This window comes from Pseudomonas sp. PVC-5-1 (genome assembly GCF_057444345.1).
On the sequence record NZ_CM172024.1, the window covers coordinates 4,637,891 to 4,656,359 of the forward strand.

Below are 18,469 nucleotides of genomic sequence, written 5' to 3' on the forward strand. Positions count from 1 at the left end.
TAATTCTAGACACACCTGGTAACACACTCGTTCCGCTATCTGGCTGGCATCTGGCCTTGAGTCTGGCAGGACCGGCCTCTTCGCGGGCAAGCCCGCTCCCACAGCGGGAGGCGTGGTTCCCCCTGTGGGAGCGGATTTACCTGCGAAGAGGCCGGTACAAGTCAAACCCGCTCGATGGCCAGCGCCAAACCTTGGCCTACGCCCACACACATGGTCGCCAGGCCCTTACGCCCACCGCTCTTCTCCAGCTGGTGAAGCGCAGTCAACACCAGGCGCGCACCGCTCATGCCCAGCGGGTGGCCCAGGGCGATGGCACCGCCGTTGGGGTTCACCTGCGGTGCATCGTCGGCCACACCCAGCTCACGCAGCACCGCCAGACCTTGGCTGGCAAAGGCTTCGTTGAGCTCGATCACATCGAAATCATTCACCGCCACACCCAGGCGCTCGGTCAGCTTGCGCACTGCCGGCACCGGACCAATGCCCATCACTCGCGGTGCAACACCGGCGCTGGCCATGCCCAGTACGCGGGCACGTGGGGTCAGGCCGTGTTTCTTCACAGCCTCGGCCGAAGCCAGGATCAACGCCGCGGCACCGTCGTTCACGCCCGAGGCATTGCCAGCGGTGACGGTCTTGTCCGGGCCGTTGACCGGCTTGAGCTTGGTCAAGGCTTCCAGCGTGGTTTCCGGGCGCAGGTGTTCGTCACGCTCGACGATGGTCTCGCCCTTCTTGTGCGCGATACGCACCGGCACGATCTCTTCGGCGAAGAAGCCGGCAGCCTGGGCCGCAGCTGCCTTCTGCTGGCTGCGCAGGGCGAAGGCGTCCTGGTCGGCACGCGAAACCTGGTAATCGTCGGCCACGTTGTCGGCGGTTTCCGGCATGGAGTCCACACCGTACTGGCTCTTCATCAGCGGGTTGATGAAACGCCAGCCGATGGTGGTGTCTTCGAGCTTCATGTTGCGCGAATAGCCGCTTTCGGCCTTGCCCATGACGAACGGGGCACGCGACATCGACTCGACGCCTCCGGCAATCGCCAGCTCCATTTCGCCGCTGGCAATGGCGCGGAAGGCAGTGCCGATGGCATCCATGCCCGACGCGCACAGGCGGTTCAAGGTGACACCCGGAATGCTCTCCGGCAGGCCGGCCAGCAGCAGCGCCATGCGTGCCACGTTGCGGTTGTCTTCACCTGCCTGGTTGGCGCAGCCGAAGAACACTTCGTCAACCTGATCCCACTGCACGGTCGGGTTGCGCTCGATCAGCGCCTTCAGTGGCACAGCGGCCAGGTCGTCGGCCCGCACGCCGGCCAGGGCGCCACCGAAGCGGCCGATCGGGGTGCGAATGGCGTCACAGATGAATACGTCGCGCATCAGGCTTCTCCTGCGACCTGGCCATGGGCCGCGGCGGTACGGGCTTCGAGGTCACGCAGGGCGGACAGCTCGACTTCGGTCGGTTCGGCGGTGGTCTGCACATTGTCGGCAAAGCGGATCGCCCAGCCAGTGGCGGCGATGATTTGCTCGCGGGTCACACCCGGGTGGATCGCAGTGACGACGAATTCGTGGGTGCCGGCTTCCGGCTCCATGATGCACAGGTCGGTGATAATGCCGACCGGGCCGTCGCCTGGCAGGCCCAGGCGTTTGCGCGAGTCGCCGCCTTCACCGTGGCCAACCGAGGTGATGAAGTCCAGCTTGTCGACAAAGGCACGCGGCGACTGCTTGAGGATGATCAGTACCTGCTTGGCGGAACCAGCGATTTCCGGTGCGCCACCAGCACCTGGCAGGCGGGTTTTCGGGGCGTGGTAATCACCGACGACGGTAGTGTTGATGTTGCCGAAGCGGTCGACCTGGGCAGCGCCGAGGAAGCCGACGTCGATGCGCCCACCTTGCAGCCAGTAGCGGAAGATCTCGCCAGTCGGCACCACGGTGTCGGCGGTTTCGGCCAGCTCGCCGTCGCCGATAGACAGCGGCAGCACGCTTGGCTTGGCGCCGATCGGGCCGGATTCGTAGATCAGCACCACGTCTGGCGAAGATGTCAGGCGCGCCAGGTTGGCAGCCTTGGACGGCAGGCCGATGCCGACGAAGCACACAGCACCGTTGCGCAGGCGACGGGCTGCAGCGACGGTCATCATTTCGGAAGTGGAGTAGCTCATTGTGCGGCCTCCGCAGTGCTGGCCAACTTGGCCTTGAATTCGTTGAAATCGGCAGTGCCACGGATGTAGGTGTCGATCCAGGCGGTGAACGATTCGCGGCTACGCGCGATCGGGTCCCAGGCCTGGTAGAAGCGGTTGTCACGCTCGTAGTAGCCGTGGGCATAGGACGGGTGCGCACCGCCAGGTACCAGGCACACCGCGCTCAGGGCCCAGGTCGGCAGCACACAGGCGTTCATCGGGGCCTGCAGGTCGTCGACGATTTCCTCGACGGTGACGATGCAGCGCTTGGCGGCCAGGGCGGCTTCCTTCTGCACGCCGAGGATGCCCCACAGCAGCACATTGCCTTTGCGGTCGGCCTTTTGCGCGTGGATCACGGTCACATCCGGGCGCACCGACGGCACGGCTGCCAGCACTTCACCGGTGAACGGGCAGGTGACGCTCTTGATCAGCGGGTTGACCTTCGGCAGGTCGGAGCCGGCGTAGGCACGCAGCACGGCGAACGGCAGGCCAGAAGCACCGGCGACATAGGCGTTTGCCAGGTCGGCATGGCTGTGTTCTTCGATTTCGATGGCGTGTGGCCACTGCTTCTCGACGGCATCACGCAGGCGGTGCAGCGAACCGACACCTGGGTTACCACCCCAGGAGAAGATCAGCTTGCTGGCGCAGCCGGCGCCGATCAGCTGGTCGTAGATCAGGTCCGGAGTCATGCGCACCAGGGTCAGGTCGCGCTTGCCCTGACGGATGATCTCGTGGCCGGCGGCAGTCGGGATCAGGTGGGTGAAACCTTCGAGGGCGACGGTATCGCCATCCTGGATGAACTGCTTCACGGCTTCGTGAAGCGGGAGAATTGCAGCCATTTGGAGACTCCTGGTCAGGGTGCTTCGGTGAGCTCAGATTAAGGAGACTGGTGGGTGGCTTACAATCCGATAATCGACTATTTGTGCGATTATCGAACCATTTGTTGTCCTGCTACTCATTCACTAACGTGTCGAATTCTTCGCAGCACAAGGCTGCTCCTACAGCGGGCGGCGTCGCCTTTGTAGGAGCAGCCTTGTGCTGCGAAGGGCCGCAAAGCGGCCCTCGGGCTTCAGGTCGCGTCAGCGTGGCTCACCAGCCCTTTCACGATCACACCCACGGTCGCCAACCCCGCCGGCACCAGCAATGCCGTCAGCACCTGTTCGAAGTTCCAGCCCAGCCCGAGCAGCGTCGCACCACTCCAGGCCCCGAGAATCGCACCGAAGCGGCCGATACCCAGCATCCACGATACCCCTGTGGCGCGGCCCTGTGTCGGATAGAAGCGCGCCGCCAGCGAAGGCATCGCCGATTGGGCACCGTTCACGCACATGCCGGCAACCAGCACCAGCGTGGCCAATACGGTGATGTTGCCCAGGCTCTGCCCCACGGCGTAGGCGAACACCCCGGCCAGCAGGTAGAAAATGCCGATCACCTTGTGCGGATTGAAGCGGTCCATGGCCCAACCCACACCGACGGCGCTCAGCACGCCACCGAACTGGAACAGTGCGCCGATGAAGGCAGCCTGTTCCATGCTCGCGCCGCTGTCGCGCATCAAGGTTGGCAACCAGCTGGTCAGCAGATAGACGATCACAAGGCCCATGAAATAGGTCAGCCACAACAGCATGGTGCCCATGCCGTAGGTACCGGAGAAGATCAGCGCAAACACGTTGCGCGCAGCCACTGCCTTCTGCTCCGGCACGCTGAAGCTGCCCGCCTCGGCCACCACCTGTGGCGCGATGGGCGACAAGGTCTTGCGCACCTTGTCGGTCCCCCGGTTGCGCACCACCAGGAACCGCGCTGACTCCGGCAGCCACACCATCAGCACAAGCGCCAGCAGCAACGGCAGCACGCCACCGATCACCAGCAGGCTGTGCCAGCCGTAGGCCGGGATCATCTTGGCGGAAATGAAACCACCACCGGCCATGCCCAGGTTGAAGCCGCAGAACATGCTGGTCACCAACAGCGACTTGAGGCGCTCGGGGGTATATTCAGACAATAGCGTGGTGGCGTTGGGCATACCTGCACCAAGGCCCAGGCCAGTCAAGAAGCGCAAAACCAGCAACTGATCGACGTTGGTGGCGTAGGCCGAGGCCAGGCTGAAGCCACCGAATACCAGCACTGCGCCCACCAGCACGCCCTTGCGGCCAAAACGGTCCGCCAGCGGGCCGGAGCCGAGGGCACCGAAAACCATACCGATCAATGCAGCACTCATGACCGGGCCGAGGCTGGCGCGGTCTATCCCCCACTCCTGCGAAAGGGCCGGGGCGATGAAGCCCATGGCGGCGGTGTCCAGGCCATCGAGGAAGACGATCAGGAAGCACAGCAACACTACCCGCCATTGGTAGCGGGACAGCGGCTGCTGATTGATGAACGACTGGACGTCGAGGCTATTGCCGACGTTGGTTTGCGCTTGATTCATTATTGTTTTCCAGAATGAGGGGCACAGCCAGCCCACTGCACGCGATCAAACGGTACAGAGGACGATGATTTGGGGAATGCAGCCGGCGTCAGCCTGGATATAACGGTACTGCGCGCGGGTGCGGCCGCGGCAGCGAGGGGACAGTATTCATGTTAAGTGCCTCTTATGTTTTTCTTGTTCGGTCGGCACAGCCGACCGTTGCGAGAGACATTAATCAGCGAGCGGAGGCGGCGCAATTCACCGCGAACGACACTGTGCGTTTATCGCACAGGAAAGGGTTTTGCCTGTTCTAAATTTGAAAGTGGCGCGCTGTACGCCCCCGCGGGGCTCAGCCAAACAACTGATGGCAAAGGTCCCGGCTGGCTGCGAGCAGGATCGGCAAGAACCGCTGCTCCAGCTCACTGCGCGTCACCCGCCCGACATGGGTACTCACATTCAACGCCGCCAGCACCTGCCCCGAGGCGTCATACACCGGCACCGCAATCGAGCGCAGCCCCTGCTCCAGCTCCTGGTCTACCACGCACCAGCCCTGGGCACGCACCTGCTGGATACAGGCGAACAGCGACTCGGGGTCGTGCAAGGTACGGCTGGTACGCGCCTTCAGGTCGGCACGCTCCAGGTATTCACGCAGGCTGGTGTCGTCCATGGCCGCTAACAGAATACGCCCCATCGATGTGCAATAGGCCGGTAGGCGCCCGCCCACCGACAGGTCGACCGAAATCAACCGCTCCACGGTCGCCGAACGGGCTATATAAAGGATGTCGTCACCTTCGAGCGTGGCCATGTTGGCCGCCTCGTGCAGCTGGTCGCTGATGCGGTCCAGGTAAGGCTGGGCAGAAATCGCCAGCGGCGTCGACGACAGGTACGCATGCCCTAGCGTCAGCACCTTGGGCAACAGCGAATAGGTACGCCCGTCGGTGGTGGCGTAACCCAGCTTGATCAACGTGTGCAGGCAACGCCGTACCGCCGCACGGGGGATTTCGGTGCGGTGGCTGATCTGGGCGATGGTCAGGTGGCGCTTGCGTTCCTGAAAGGCCTGGATGACTGCCAGGCCTCGCGCCAGGGAGGTCATGAAGTCCGGGTCGCCGGTAAAGGCCTGGATGCGCTTGGCCGGTGACGCCACGATCGGCGGTGCCAGGGCTGCCGAGGCAGGTCGCCCCTGCTCCAGGTTGACCGACTCTGGATTGACGGAATCGCTGGCCAAGGTTTCGTCACTCATCGCACACCTCAAAAAAAACGCCCACTCGTGCGATTATCGAACAAACGGCCGATAATCGCAATTGACCGCTGACACTTTTACTTATACCTTTCTCATGCCACTTGTGGCTTCTTTGGAGAGACTGGTCAGGTACCCACCGTAGAAGTCCCCAGGCAACGGCCTCGCCTTTTGGCGAGGCCGTTTTTCATTACCCTCCCGGTCGACGGTCCCGCTGCTGCACTGCAACGAACTTTTGTCCGTATTGCCTTTCAAACTTGTACGAAAGGCCCAAACTGTCATCGAATGCATTCCCTTACTTGCGTCTTGTGATGTCAGGGTTGGGTAAATTACGATGTTCGGCGAATATCGATTGCTATAATCGATTGCGCAGGCCTCGACGATGCCGTGGTAATGGAACCCTCCGCTGTATCAAGCCGTTGCGGCCAGCAAGGCATGTGCACGCTGCACAACGCATAACAACTGTCATCAAACTTAATTCAGGTACTACTGTGACGAAAGATGAACTGCGCGCGGAACTCGAGCGCCAGGCTGAACGTTACAAGGATGTTTATGGTGGTGAAGTCACCACTTACGCCGCACAACCGGATCCGGAACGCAAACCTTGGCGCAAGCGCGCCAGCGTGCGCGACCAGGCCTTCAGCCAGGAACTGGAACGTATGGAAAAGGAACTGCGCAGCGACACTCCCTGACCCGGGACCACGCCAGCGCGTCGTCGCCCGGCCAGCCCGGGCGCGGTCGATCTTTACTGTCCGGCCGAAGGTGAAATGGAATTACACAAATTTCATACGCCCGTTTGAAAAGAAGCGAAGCGGCTTTTTTTCCAGCTTTTTGCCGGTTTTCGCCAGCTTTTACGCGCTTTAGCGGATATTTCCCTGCCGGCACGTCGCACCGTGCACATCACGCTCGCGTCAGGAAGATTGCCGTCGGTCTGTCGCAAATGCATCGATTGCCAACGTTTTCTGGCATAATCCCGCCCCCCTAAGACCGCCAGACAACCTTCATGATCGAATTATTCAGCGGACTGGATGCCTGGGTGTTGGTGAGCCTGCTGCTCGCCTTGACCTTCGTGCTCGCCTTCGAGTTCATCAATGGCTTTCATGACACCGCCAACGCGGTAGCTACCGTCATCTATACCAAAGCCATGCCGCCGCACCTCGCCGTGTTCTTCTCCGGCGTGTTCAACTTCCTTGGCGTTCTGCTCGGCGGTGTCGGGGTGGCCTATGCCATCGTGCACCTGCTGCCAGTAGAGCTGCTGATCAATGTGAACACCGGACACGGCCTGGCCATGGTCTTCTCGCTGCTGGCTGCGGCCATCACCTGGAACCTGGGCACCTGGTACTTCGGTATCCCCGCCTCCAGCTCGCACACGCTGATCGGCTCCATCCTCGGCGTCGGCCTGGCCAACGCCCTGATCAACGACATCCCGCTGGGCGACGGTGTCAACTGGCAGAAGGCTATCGACATCGCCATGTCGCTGGTGGTCTCGCCGATGGCCGGCTTCGCCGTTGCCGCTATGGTGCTGATCGGCCTGAAGTGGTGGCGCCCGCTGTCGAAGATGCACAAGACCCCCGAGCAGCGCCGCAAGCTCGACGACAAGAAGCACCCACCGTTCTGGAACCGCCTGGTACTGGTGGTTTCGGCCATGGGTGTGAGCTTCGTGCACGGCTCCAACGACGGCCAGAAAGGCATCGGCCTGATCATGCTGGTGCTGATCGGTATCGTCCCGGCCAAATTCGTCCTCGACCTGAACAGCACCACCTACCAGATCGAGCGTACCCGCGACGCCACCTTGCACATGAGCCAGTTCTACCAGCGCAACGCCGCCACCCTGGGCGAGTTCCTGGCACTGGGCAAGGCCAAGTCCAGCGACCTGCCGGAGCAGTTCAGCTGCAACCCGCAGCAGACCGAGCCGACCATTGCCGCGCTGCAGTCCTCGCTGCAGGGCGTGACCGACTACCACAGCCTGAGTGCCGACAAGCGTGTCGAAGTGCGCCGCTACCTGCTGTGCCTGGACGACACGGCGAAGAAGGTCGGCAAGCTGCCAGGTCTGGAAGCCCGTGAAAAGGCCGATCTGGAAAAACTGCGCAAAGACCTGACCGCCACTACCGAGTACGCCCCGTTCTGGGTGATCGTGGCCGTCGCCCTGGCCCTGGGCCTGGGTACCATGGTCGGCTGGAAGCGCGTGGTACTGACCGTTGGCGAGAAGATCGGCAAGCAGGGCATGACCTATGCCCAGGGCATGTCGGCACAGATCACCGCGGCCTGTGCCATCGGCATGGCCAACATCTTCGCCCTGCCGGTATCGACCACCCACGTGCTGTCGTCCGGTGTGGCCGGCACCATGGTCGCCAACAAGAGCGGCCTGCAAGGCGGCACCGTGAAGACCATCCTGCTGGCCTGGGTACTGACCCTGCCTGCGTCGATGGGCCTGGCGGCCGGCCTGTTCTGGCTGGCGTCCAAAGCCATTGGCTGAGTGATACCGCAATAAGAAGAAGGCGCCCTCGGGCGCCTTTTTCGTATCCGCAAACACACACGCCTCTTGTAGGAGCGGCCTTGTGTCGCGAAAGGGCTGCAGAGCAGCCCCGGCAATTTGCGCATCTGCGCTGAAATCCCGGGGCTGCTTCGCAGCCCTTTCGCGACACAAGGCCGCTCCTACAGGTACAGCGCAGGCCTGTGGATGGGGCCGGTACAGGCAACCTACCTTTTCTTGCCCCCCAGCAACGACCCCATCAACCCTCGCACCAACTGCCGCCCCAACTGGTTGGCCGCCTGGCGCACCGCCGACTTGATTGCCTGCCCTGCCGCACTCTGCAAGAACTCACCAGCCTTGTCGGCAAAGCTCTCTTCATCCGCCTTGGGTTGCGGCACGGGCTCCACCGGCTCGCCCTTGCGCTGGGTCAGCATCTCATACGCCGACTCACGGTCCACCGGCTTGTCGTAACGCCCCGCCAGCGGCGAATTGGCAATCAGCGCACTGCGCTCAGCCGCGCTCAACGGCCCGATACGCGACTGCGGCGGTGCAATCAGCACACGTTGCACCATCGCTGGCGTGCCCTTCTCTTCCAGTGTCCCCACCAGCGCCTCGCCAATACCCAGATCGGTCAGCACCGCCAGGGTGTCGAACACCGGGTTGGGGCGGAAGCCATCAGCCACCGCCCGCAGCGACTTCTGCTCCTTGGCGGTAAACGCCCGCAAGCCATGCTGAATGCGCAAGCCCAACTGGGCCAGCACCGCATCTGGCAAGTCCCCCGGCGACTGGGTGACGAAGTACACACCCACGCCCTTGGAACGAATCAGCCGCACCACCTGCTCCAGGCGATCCTGCAATGCCTTGGGTGTATCGTTGAACAACAAGTGCGCTTCATCGAAGAACAACGCCAGCACCGGCTTATCGGCATCACCGCGCTCGGGCAGTTGCTCGAACAACTCGGCCAGCAGCCACAACAGGAAGGTCGCGTACACCTTCGGTGCATCGTGAACCAACCGGCTGGCGTCCAGCAGGTGGATACGCCCACGGCCATCCGGGTCTGGCCGCAGGAGGTCCTCGAGCTGCAACCCCGGTTCACCGAACAACGCCTCGGCGCCCTGCTGCTCCAGGGTCGCCAACCGGCGCAAAAGCGCCTGAGTGGAGGCCGTTGTCATCAGCGCGCTGTCTTCGCCCAGCAGTTGCGGGTTGTCCTTCAGGTGCGCGAGCAGCGCCTTGAGGTCCTTGAGGTCCAGCAGCAGCAGGCCTTCACGGTCGGCTACCTTGAACGCCGCATACAGCGCCGCCTGTTGGCTGTCGGTCAGTTCCAACAGGTTGCCCAGCAGCAGCGGCCCCATTTCACTGAGGGTGGTACGCAGCGGGTGGCCGGACTGCCCGGCAATGTCCCACAGGCTCACCGGGTAAGCCTGGGGCCTGTGCCCCAGCCAGGGCATGCCGGCGATGCGCTCGGCCACCTTGCCTTGCGGCGCACCAGCAGCGCCCAGGCCGCACAGGTCGCCTTTGACATCGGCGGCGAACACCGCAACCCCCGCGTCACTGAACGCTTCCGCCAGATGCTGCAAGGTGACGGTCTTGCCAGTACCCGTAGCGCCCGCTACCAGGCCATGGCGGTTGGCCAACCTCATAGCTTGCCCAACCGGCTGGCCATCCGGGCCAGCACCTACAACGATGGTCGAAATTTCCGACATCTCTTAAATCCTCTGCTCAAGCTTTACCGTAATTCGGCCGATACCTGTGGGTGATATTCGCCTTAATAGAGAGGAACAACCGAAAAGGGACTTTTCGGGATATTGCACTGCTTTGCGACTCCACGCGTGCAAACGCCTGATATGAAACCTTAGCGGAACCGATTACGCCATGAACAAAAGCCTTCGTTTCAGCCACAAGATTCTTTTGGCAGCATCACTGATCGTGATACTCGCCTTCAGCCTTTTCACGCTCTACAACGATTACCTCCAGCGTAATGCGATCCGCGAGGACCTCGAGAACTATCTGGCTGAAATGGGCGCTTCCACTTCGACCAATATCCGCAACCTGTTCGAAGGCCGTATCAAGCTGGTGGAAAACCTGGCACAGAACATAGCCCAGGACCCGACCAACGCCGAAACCCTGATGGGCCAGAATGCGCTGATCTCGAGCTTTCTCACGGTTTACGTGGGCAAGGTCGACGGTGGCTTCAGCGTGCGTCCTGACACGAAGATGCCTGACGGCTACGACCCACGTATCCGTCCCTGGTACAAGGACGGCATGAACGCCGCAGGCCCGATCCTGACCGAGCCATACATCGACATGGCCACCAACAGGATGGTCATCGGCATCATCAACAAAGTGTCCGGCAGTGTCGGTGTCGTCGGTGGCGACCTGGCCCTGGACGGCCTGGCGCAGATCATCAACTCGCTGAACTTCGGCGGCATGGGCTATGCCTTCCTGGTCAACGATCAAGGCAAGATCTTGGTGCACCCGGACAAAGACCTGGTGATGAAGTCGCTGTCGGACCTGTTCCCGCAGCACACGCCGAAACTGAGCGGTGAGCTGACCGAAGTGCAGAGCGACGGCCAGGCCCGCCTGCTGACCTTCACCCCGATCACCGGCCTGCCGTCGGCCAACTGGTACATCGGCCTGTCGGTGGACAAGGACAAGGCCTTCTCGATGCTGAGCACCTTCCGCACGTCAGCGGTGATCGCCACGCTGGTGGCGGTGGTGATCATCATCGGCCTGCTCGGGCTGCTGATCCGCGTGCTGATGCAGCCGCTGCACACCATGACCCGTGCCATGGAAGATATTGCCGAGGGTGAAGGCGACCTGACCAAGCGCCTGCGCATCCACAACCATGACGAGTTCGGCGTCCTGGGCAGCGCCTTCAACCGTTTTGTCGAACGTATACACAGTTCGATCCGCGAAGTGTCCTCGGCCACCGAGCAGGTCAACGAAGTTGCCCTGCGGGTCATCAGTGCCTCGAACTCGTCGATGACCAACTCCGACGAACAGTCCAACCGTACCAACAGCGTGGCCGCCGCCATCAACGAACTGGGCGCCGCCGCCCAGGAAATTGCCGGCAACGCCGCCCAGGCCTCGCAGCACGCCAGTTCGGCGCGGTTGCTGGCCGAAGAAGGGCAGCAGGTGGTGGAACGCAACATTGCGGCAATGAACCGCCTGTCCGACCTGATCGTCACTTCCAGCGCGCACATCGAGACGCTGAACAGCAAGACCGTCAACATCGGTCAGATCCTTGAGGTGATCACCAGCATTTCCCAGCAGACCAACCTGCTGGCGCTGAACGCGGCCATCGAAGCGGCCCGTGCCGGTGAAGCCGGGCGTGGTTTTGCCGTAGTCGCCGATGAAGTACGCAACCTGGCGCACCGCACCCAGGAGTCGGCGCAACAGGTGCAGACCATGATCGAAGAACTGCAGGTCGGCGCGCGCGAATCGGTCGAGACCATGGACCAGAGCCAGCGCCACAGCCAGGACAGCATGCAGATCGCCAACCAGGCCGGTGAACGGCTGGACAGCGTTACCGTGCGCATCGGCGAGATCGACGGCATGAACCAGTCGGTAGCCACCGCCACCGAAGAGCAGACCGCCGTGGTCGAAGCGATCAACATGGACATCAACGAAATCAACATGCTCAACCAGGAGGGCGTGGAAAACCTGCAGGCCACCCTGCGCGCCTGCTCCGACCTGGAGCAGCAGGCCGGCCGCCTGAAGCACCTGGTGGGCAGCTTCCGCATCTGACAAGTGCTACTCCTCTCTTTGTAGGAGCAGCCTTGTGCTGCGAAGAGGCCAGTACAGGCAATACAACTGTGTTGCCTTCTCTGGCCCCTTCGCAGCACAAGGCTGCTCCTACAACGCTTGTGCAGCCTACCCTCTTCCCAACCCCACCCAACCCCGATCGAACAAACTATCCTTCTGATAGGTCAACCTTTAGGCGCGTCATCGCCGGCCCGTTAACGCCGGATGACAGACCCGAAGACGATCCCGGAGGGATGCTGATCGTGCACATCGCCGACATCACCATGTTCTACGCCCCCGCCAGTGGTGGCGTACGTACCTATCTTGATGCCAAACACCACCGCCTCGACGCCATCCAGGGCGTCCGCCACAGCTTGCTGATACCCGGTGCCAGCGCCCAGCACGCCGATGGCATATACCAGGTGCCCGCACCGCCACTGCCGTTCGGCAATGGCTACCGCTTCCCGGTACGCCTGGCCCCTTGGTGCAATGTGCTGCGCAGGCTCAAGCCCGACCTGATCGAAGTCGGCGACCCCTACCTGACCGCCTGGGCTGCGCTGGAAGCGCGGCGCAAGCTCGATGTGCCGGTAATCGGCTTCTACCATTCCGACCTGCCGCTGCTGGTCAGCAACCGCATGGGCAACTGGTTCACCCCCAATGTCGAGGCCTATGTCAGCAAGCTGTACGGCAATTTCGACCGGGTCCTGGCCCCCAGCCAGGTCATGGCAGACAAGTTGCGCCGCCTGGGCGTGCGCGATGTGCACGTGCAGCGCCTGGGCGTCGACCTGGCCACCTTCCACCCCAACCAGCGCGACCCGCAGCTGCGTGCCGAACTGGGTATTGCCGAAACCAGTCGCCTGCTGATCTACGCCGGCCGTGGCTCGCGAGAAAAGAACCTGCCGGTGCTGCTCGACTGCATGCAGCACCTGGGCCACCCCTACCACTTGCTGTTGGTGGGTTCGAACATGCCGGCCAACGTACCGCGGAACGTCAGTGTGATCGATCACTTCTGCCCGGCACCGGAAGTCGCCCGGCTGATGGCCAGCGCCGACCTGCTGGTGCATGCCGGTGACCAGGAAACCTTCGGCCTGGTCATTCTCGAAGCGATGGCCAGCGCCACGCCGGTAGTGGCCGTGCGCGCAGGTGCTTTCGGCGAAATCGTCAACGAACAATGCGGGCGCTTGTGCCGCCCCAACGATAGCCAGGCCATGGCGACGGCCGTGCAAGAGGCGTTCGAAGCCGGTGTGCGCACGCTTGGGGTACAGGCCCGTCGCCATGCCGAGCAGCACTATTCGTGGGACAACGTCGTCGCCGGCCTGCTGCAACACTACCAGGCTGTGCTCGGCCACCAGCCACAGGTACGTGCCCATGGCTGAGCCGCTACCGGCATCGCGCAGCCTGATGCTGGTGCTGCACGATGTCGCGCCCGAAACCTGGCCCGACTACCAGCCCTTCGTCCAGGCCGTCGACGCCATCGGCGGCATCCCCATGACCTGGCTGGTGGTGCCGGACTTTCACCACCGCAACCCGCTGCAACGCTCGCCTACCTTCTGCCGCTTGCTCGAACGGCGCCTGGCCCAGGGCGACGAGCTTGCCCTGCACGGCTTCTACCATGCCGACAGCGGGCCACCACCGCGCACACCCGGCGAATACTTCATGCGCCGCATCTATACCCACGAAGGGGAATTCTACGCCCTTGACCAGCAGCAGGCCCTGCAACGACTGGAGCACGGCCTGGCACTGTTCGCCCAGCAGGGCTGGCCAGTGGCAGGCTTCGTCGCGCCTGCCTGGCTGATGAGCGAAGGCACCCGCCAGGCACTGCGCCGTCTGCCGCTGCGCTACACCAGCACGCCACAGCACCTGTATCGTTTACCGGACTTCACCGCGATCAAGGCCCCAGGGCTTGTCTGGAGTGCACGCAGCGCCTGGCGCCGTGGCCTGTCACGGGTGCTGTGCGACTGGCAATGCCGGCGCTGGCGCGACGCCCAGACCCTGCGCCTGGGCCTGCACCCGGTGGACATGCGCCATCGCGCGTCCCGCGACTATTGGCTGAACACCTTGCACACGCTACTGGCACAGGGCCGAGAGCCGCTGACCAAATCCACCTGGCTCGACCGCCAGGCCAGCGTATGAACCGCCTGGCCTGGCTGGCCCTGGCACTGCTGGGTGCCATGCTGGTACCGGCACTGCTCGGTGGCAGCGAGCTGCTACCGAGGCTGCAGCGCTTCGCCCCCAGCCTCATGCTGACCCTGCTGGGCATGATCCTGCTTTGCTGGGTCATCAACGCCATCCGCTTGCGCCTGTTGCTCGGCCAGCAAGGAGCAAGGCTTGGGCGCCTGCGCAGCCTGGGTGTGGTGATGGCTACCGAGTTCGCCATCTGTACCACCCCCGGCGGCAGCGGCGGCCCCTTGACCCTGATGGCCCTGCTGGCACGTGACCGGATAGGCCCGGCGCGCAGCGGCGCGGTGTTTGCCATGGATCAGCTGAACGACCTGGTGTTCTTTTTCTGCGCGATGCTGGCTATTGCCGGTTATGCACTGTTCCACAGCCTGGGCCGCAGCCAGGAGAGCATGTTGCTGGGCAGCGCGTTGCTGCTGTGCACGGCACTGGCCGGAGTGATCGGCCTGCTGCGCTACCGGCGCACGGTGATGCGCGTGAACGGCAGGTTGCTGCGCCGCCTGGGCATGAGCCGCCAGCGCAAGCGGCGCTGGGCACGCAAACTGCTACGCTTCATCGATGCACTGGCGCAGACTTGGCGCCTGCCCAAGCGTACGCTGACCTTGGTGTTCACCCTGACCTGCGCCCACTGGGGCCTGCGCTACAGCGTGTTGTACCTGGTATTGAGGGGGTTGGGGGTAGACCTGGCGTGGATCCCCAGCTTTTTGGTGCAGATGCTCTCGCTCAGTGCCGGCCAGTTCAGCCTGCTGCCTGGCGGTGCCGGTGCCGCCGAGCTGACTTCGGCCAGCTTGCTGACGCCACTGGTGGGCAGTTCGACCGCGGCTGCGGCGATCCTGATATGGCGGGCGGTCACTTACTACTTTTATCTGCTGGCGGGTGGGCCGGTGTTTGTGTGCCTGCTGGCGCGCCCGCTGCTGGCGCGTTGGCGGCGTCAGGCGGGTTGAGCTGCTGCCAAAGTTCCGCAGCGCCGGGGAAATCGGTGCCATCGGTGTCGGCCAGGGCTTCGGGGTCGTAGCGGGCCAGGCAGCCTTCACCGAGGGTGGGTGGGGGTGAGGCGGTGGGGTTGTTGCGAGTCTTCGCCATTACGTATCCCTCAAGATTGCCGGGGGGCGCTTTGCGCCCCTTTCGCCGGCAAGCCAGCTCCCACACCGACCGCATCGACCTCAAGCCATGTGCAAACCTGTGGGAGCTGGCCTGCCGGCGATGGGCTGCAAAGCAGCCCCAAGGCCGTCAATCAAAAACTACAGTCTTGTTGCCATGCACCAGCACCCGGTCTTCCAGGTGATAACGCAGGCCACGGGCCAACACCATCTTCTCCACATCACGGCCAAAGCGGACCATGTCATCGATGCTGTCGGCATGGCTGACACGCACCACGTCCTGCTCGATGATCGGGCCGGCGTCCAGCTCTTCGGTAACGTAGTGGCAGGTCGCGCCGATCAGTTTCACACCACGCAGGGCCGCCTGGTGATACGGCTTGGCGCCGACGAACGACGGCAGGAAGCTGTGGTGGATATTGATCACCTTTTCAGCATAGTCCTGGCACAGTTGCGGCGGCAGGATCTGCATGTAGCGGGCCAGCACCACCACGTCGGCGGCGTGCTCCTGCACCAGGCGCGAAACTTCGGCAAAGGCCGATGCCTTGTCCTTGGGGTCGACCGGTACATGGAAGAACGGAATACCGTGCCACTCGACCATGCTGCGCAGGTCGTTGTGGTTGGAGATCACGCAAGGGATCTCGCAGTCCAGTTCATCGGTGTGCCAGCGGTGCAGCAGGTCCGCCAGGCAGTGCGACTCGCGGCTGGCCATCAGTACCACGCGCTTTTTCTGCGCCGAGTCGGTAATGCGCCAGGTCATGGAGAACTCTTCGGCGATCGGCGCAAACGCCTCGCGGAAGGCTTCGATACCGAACGGCAGCGATTCGGCGCGGATTTCATGGCGCATGAAGAACCAACCGCTCTGCTCATCGGAGTGGTGGCTGGCTTCGTTGATCCAGCCATTGTACAAGGCCAGGAAATTACTGACTTTCGCCACGATGCCAACACGGTCGGGGCAGGCGATCACCAGACGATAGGTGCGCATGAATGAGACTCCAGAACTTCGCAAAGGCGCTCATTCTAGCGGCCCGCCAGGAAAAACGCAGTATTGATCGCAGCGGCCGTGGCCTGTGTTCCTGACGAGATGCACTACCGGCATTCTCTGACAGACATGACGAAATGCAGGGTTAATTGTAAATTTTTGTTCACGTAGAGAAATGGTTGTCACAGCTTAGTTAACAGTTAATTGCCCAACAATATGTTTACTTGCGAGTATTGCCTGTCTATTATTGCCCCACACATTTCTGAACACGCATTAAGGAACACTCCATGTCCCTGATCAACGAGTACCGCGCTACCGAAGAAGCCATCAAGGAACTTCAGGCCCGCCTGGCCAACCTGTCGCAGGATGACAAGCTGAAGAAAGAACTGGAGTTCGAAGGCAAATTGCGCGCACTGATGGGCGAGTACTCCAAGTCGCTGCGCGACGTGATTGCCCTGCTCGACCCAGAGTCGAAACTGAGCAAGGCCCCTCGTGGTGCAGTCAAGACTACCGCCACCAAGCGTGCGCGCAAGGTCAAGCAATACAAGAACCCGCACAACAATGAAGTGATCGAAACCAAAGGCGGCAACCACAAGACCCTGAAAGAATGGAAAGCCAAGTGGGGTGGCGATGTGGTTGAAAGCTGGGCGACCCTGCTGGACTGATTGTCCGCACACGCCTGCTGCTTATCGCAACAAGAACGCCGGCATATTGCCGGCGTTTTTGTTTGTCCGCGTTTTGTGTCAGCGCTCAGCCAACTGCATACTGTGCCTGCAATTGCCGGGCATGTACCTGCCAGGCATCCAGCACCAGCCGCCCCGCATCGTCAGCGCCCTCCCAGGCCTGCTGCCGCGCCTGTTCGAAGTCGCCCAGCGTATTCGGCGCGCCCCACTGCGGGTCGCTCAGGCGCTGCTGGCAGAAGCTGAACCAGCGTTGCCGCTCTTCGCCGGTCAGGGTCTCGGGGAAGTTGCGTGCCCTATAGCGGAACAACAATTCAGGCAAGCGCAGGTCATCGAACATCCACTGCCCATGGCTCAACTGCGCCGGTTCCAGTGCACGAACTTGCTCGCATAAGCGGCGGTCACGGTCCCCCAGAAAACCGTCATACAACTGTTGTTCCGGGTCTTCACTCGGGGCGAAGTCTTCCTTGCCGTAGATGTGTTCCAGCTTGTCTTGCCATTGCGCCTGTTGCTCGGCCAATTCTTCGCCGCGCAATTGTAACAACGTCAAGTCCAGACCCAACCGCTGTTGATCGGCCGGGCGTAATACCGAAAGTGGCGCCACTACCGGGCAGCGATTGACCTGCACCAATTTGAGCGGCACGGGTAATTCGCCTTCGGCCAGTTCTTCATGGCGGGTATACAAACGCCGGCGTAGAACTTCAGCACTTTCCCGTAGTAACGGTAGGGTTTCCTGATGCAGGTCGCACACAATCAGTGCATTGCGATTACGCGGGTGCCAGGCCAGCGGCAATACGACACCAAGGTAATTGCGTGCCGCCGAGAAGCGCCCGGATATATGCACCAGTGGCTGCAACAAACTGATCTGCTCCATCACTTTATGCTTGCTGCGCAACTGGAACAGCCAGTCATACAACTTGGGCTGTTTCTGTCGGATCAGGCGGGCCAGGGCGATGGTTGCCCGCACGTCGGAAAGCGCTTCGTGGGCATGCCCGTGGTCGATGCCATTGGCCTTGCTCAGCAGTTCAAGACGCAGGCTGGTGCGCCCGTCCTGTTGCGGCCACTCGATGCCGTCCGGGCGCAGTGCATAGGCCGTGCGCACGATGTCGATCAGGTCCCAGCGGCTGTTGCCGCCCTGCCACTCTCGGGCATAAGGGTCGAAAAAGTTGCGGTACAGGCTGTAGCGGGTCACTTCGTCGTCGAAGCGCAGGGTGTTGTAGCCGGCACCGCAGGTACCAGGGTGCGCGAGTTGCGCATGCACCCGGGTCATGAACTCCGCTTCGCACAAACCCTGCTCGGCCAGCAGGTGCGGGGTGATGCCGGTCACCAGGCAAGCCGCCGGGTGCGGCAGGATATCGTCGGAGGGCCGACAATAAAGGCTGATCGGCTCGTCGATTTCGTTGAGGTCGAAGTCGGTGCGCACGCCGGCCACCTGCAGCGGCCGGTCGCAACGCGGGTTGATGCCGGTGGTTTCGTAGTCGTGCCAGAAAATGCTGGAGGTCACGGGGTCGTCCTGTATCGA

The 18,469-nt window shown here is 62.4% G+C and carries 15 protein-coding genes and 1 pseudogene; 8 read left to right on the forward strand and 8 right to left on the reverse strand.

What is annotated here, in order from left to right:
- Positions 1-161: 161 nt before the first annotated feature.
- The 5 genes from pcaF to pcaR all read right to left on the reverse strand — a co-directional run bounded on the left by pcaF (position 162) and on the right by pcaR (position 5,796).
- A complete protein-coding gene (gene pcaF, locus AC2T3R_RS21205) occupies positions 162-1,367 on the reverse strand; it encodes a 3-oxoadipyl-CoA thiolase (protein WP_169774743.1) in 1,206 nt (401 codons plus the stop codon).
- Positions 1,364-2,143: a CoA-transferase subunit beta gene (locus AC2T3R_RS21210; RefSeq protein ID WP_123084928.1), complete on the reverse strand. Its 780-nt coding sequence runs from the start codon at positions 2,141-2,143 to the stop codon at positions 1,364-1,366. The genes pcaF and AC2T3R_RS21210 overlap by 4 nt, the downstream gene beginning before the upstream one ends.
- Entirely contained in the window at positions 2,140-3,000 is an 861-nt protein-coding gene (locus AC2T3R_RS21215) for a CoA transferase subunit A (RefSeq protein ID WP_015271654.1), read from the reverse strand. The genes AC2T3R_RS21210 and AC2T3R_RS21215 overlap by 4 nt, the downstream gene beginning before the upstream one ends.
- A gap of 230 nt (positions 3,001-3,230) precedes the next feature.
- Positions 3,231-4,577 carry a 4-hydroxybenzoate transporter PcaK gene (gene pcaK / locus AC2T3R_RS21220; RefSeq protein WP_023660978.1) on the reverse strand — a complete coding sequence of 449 codons (1,347 nt, stop codon included), beginning with the start codon at positions 4,575-4,577 and terminating at the stop codon, positions 3,231-3,233.
- 328 nt (positions 4,578-4,905) lie between these two features.
- The gene (gene pcaR, locus AC2T3R_RS21225; protein ID WP_013974048.1) at positions 4,906-5,796 is read right to left on the reverse strand and encodes a pca regulon transcriptional regulator PcaR; all 891 of its coding nucleotides are present in this window, start codon (positions 5,794-5,796) and stop codon (positions 4,906-4,908) included.
- Positions 5,797-6,284: 488 nt separating this feature from the next.
- Between pcaR and AC2T3R_RS21230 the strand changes: the two genes are divergently transcribed.
- Both AC2T3R_RS21230 and AC2T3R_RS21235 read left to right on the forward strand, forming a co-directional pair.
- Positions 6,285-6,485 (forward strand): hypothetical protein, encoded by a 201-nt coding sequence (locus tag AC2T3R_RS21230; RefSeq protein WP_003259583.1) that lies wholly within the window; start codon positions 6,285-6,287, stop codon positions 6,483-6,485.
- 311 nt (positions 6,486-6,796) lie between these two features.
- Positions 6,797-8,269, forward strand: a complete 1,473-nt coding sequence (locus tag AC2T3R_RS21235) for an inorganic phosphate transporter (protein ID WP_013974049.1) — start codon at positions 6,797-6,799, stop codon at positions 8,267-8,269.
- A gap of 224 nt (positions 8,270-8,493) precedes the next feature.
- Here AC2T3R_RS21235 and AC2T3R_RS21240 read toward each other — a convergent pair whose 3' ends face one another.
- A complete protein-coding gene (locus tag AC2T3R_RS21240) occupies positions 8,494-9,969 on the reverse strand; it encodes a helicase HerA-like domain-containing protein (protein WP_015271656.1) in 1,476 nt (491 codons plus the stop codon).
- A 169-nt stretch (positions 9,970-10,138) separates the two neighbouring features.
- On the opposite strand from AC2T3R_RS21240, the pseudogene AC2T3R_RS21245 reads away from it, so the two are divergent.
- The 5 genes and pseudogenes from AC2T3R_RS21245 to gpgF form a co-directional block, all read left to right on the forward strand.
- Positions 10,139-11,155 (forward strand): annotated as a pseudogene (locus AC2T3R_RS21245) (cache domain-containing protein); the annotation flags it as partial.
- 93 nt (positions 11,156-11,248) lie between these two features.
- A complete protein-coding gene (locus tag AC2T3R_RS21250) occupies positions 11,249-12,013 on the forward strand; it encodes a methyl-accepting chemotaxis protein (RefSeq protein ID WP_370464237.1) in 765 nt (254 codons plus the stop codon).
- Positions 12,014-12,264: 251 nt separating this feature from the next.
- Positions 12,265-13,386 carry an N-acetylglucosaminyl phosphatidylglycerol synthase gene (gene gpgS / locus AC2T3R_RS21255; RefSeq protein ID WP_015271658.1) on the forward strand — a complete coding sequence of 374 codons (1,122 nt, stop codon included), beginning with the start codon at positions 12,265-12,267 and terminating at the stop codon, positions 13,384-13,386.
- Positions 13,379-14,143, forward strand: coding sequence for an N-acetylglucosaminyl phosphatidylglycerol deacetylase (gene gpgD, locus AC2T3R_RS21260; protein ID WP_015271659.1), 765 nt, complete (start codon positions 13,379-13,381; stop codon positions 14,141-14,143). The genes gpgS and gpgD overlap by 8 nt, the downstream gene beginning before the upstream one ends.
- Positions 14,140-15,132, forward strand: a complete 993-nt coding sequence (gene gpgF / locus AC2T3R_RS21265; protein ID WP_015271660.1) for a glucosaminyl phosphatidylglycerol flippase — start codon at positions 14,140-14,142, stop codon at positions 15,130-15,132. Before gpgD ends, gpgF begins: the two co-directional genes overlap by 4 nt.
- Positions 15,133-15,418: 286 nt before the next feature.
- On the opposite strand, the gene purU is transcribed toward gpgF, so the two are convergent.
- Entirely contained in the window at positions 15,419-16,270 is an 852-nt protein-coding gene (gene purU, locus AC2T3R_RS21270) for a formyltetrahydrofolate deformylase (protein WP_015271661.1), read from the reverse strand.
- 284 nt (positions 16,271-16,554) lie between these two features.
- On the opposite strand from purU, the gene mvaT reads away from it, so the two are divergent.
- Positions 16,555-16,932, forward strand: a complete 378-nt coding sequence (gene mvaT, locus AC2T3R_RS21275; RefSeq protein ID WP_015271662.1) for a histone-like nucleoid-structuring protein MvaT — start codon at positions 16,555-16,557, stop codon at positions 16,930-16,932.
- Between the two features lie 85 nt (positions 16,933-17,017).
- Here mvaT and sbcB read toward each other — a convergent pair whose 3' ends face one another.
- Positions 17,018-18,451, reverse strand: a complete 1,434-nt coding sequence (gene sbcB / locus AC2T3R_RS21280; RefSeq protein ID WP_486744223.1) for an exodeoxyribonuclease I — start codon at positions 18,449-18,451, stop codon at positions 17,018-17,020.
- Positions 18,452-18,469 lie beyond the last annotated feature (18 nt).

Bases quoted from the DNA above. Each gene is read 5' to 3' on its own strand.
- purU (WP_015271661.1), bottom strand. From the start codon at position 16,270: ATGCGCACCTATCGTCTGGTGATCGCCTGCCCCGACCGTGTTGGCATC.
- gpgF (WP_015271660.1), top strand. From the start codon at position 14,140: ATGAACCGCCTGGCCTGGCTGGCCCTGGCACTGCTGGGTGCCATGCTG.
- AC2T3R_RS21250 (WP_370464237.1), top strand. From the start codon at position 11,249: ATGACCAACTCCGACGAACAGTCCAACCGTACCAACAGCGTGGCCGCC.
- AC2T3R_RS21240 (WP_015271656.1), bottom strand. From the start codon at position 9,969: ATGTCGGAAATTTCGACCATCGTTGTAGGTGCTGGCCCGGATGGCCAG.
- gpgS (WP_015271658.1), top strand. From the start codon at position 12,265: ATGCTGATCGTGCACATCGCCGACATCACCATGTTCTACGCCCCCGCC.
- mvaT (WP_015271662.1), top strand. From the start codon at position 16,555: ATGTCCCTGATCAACGAGTACCGCGCTACCGAAGAAGCCATCAAGGAA.
- AC2T3R_RS21215 (WP_015271654.1), bottom strand. From the start codon at position 3,000: ATGGCTGCAATTCTCCCGCTTCACGAAGCCGTGAAGCAGTTCATCCAG.
- AC2T3R_RS21210 (WP_123084928.1), bottom strand. From the start codon at position 2,143: ATGAGCTACTCCACTTCCGAAATGATGACCGTCGCTGCAGCCCGTCGC.
- pcaR (WP_013974048.1), bottom strand. From the start codon at position 5,796: ATGAGTGACGAAACCTTGGCCAGCGATTCCGTCAATCCAGAGTCGGTC.
- pcaK (WP_023660978.1), bottom strand. From the start codon at position 4,577: ATGAATCAAGCGCAAACCAACGTCGGCAATAGCCTCGACGTCCAGTCG.
- AC2T3R_RS21235 (WP_013974049.1), top strand. From the start codon at position 6,797: ATGATCGAATTATTCAGCGGACTGGATGCCTGGGTGTTGGTGAGCCTG.
- gpgD (WP_015271659.1), top strand. From the start codon at position 13,379: ATGGCTGAGCCGCTACCGGCATCGCGCAGCCTGATGCTGGTGCTGCAC.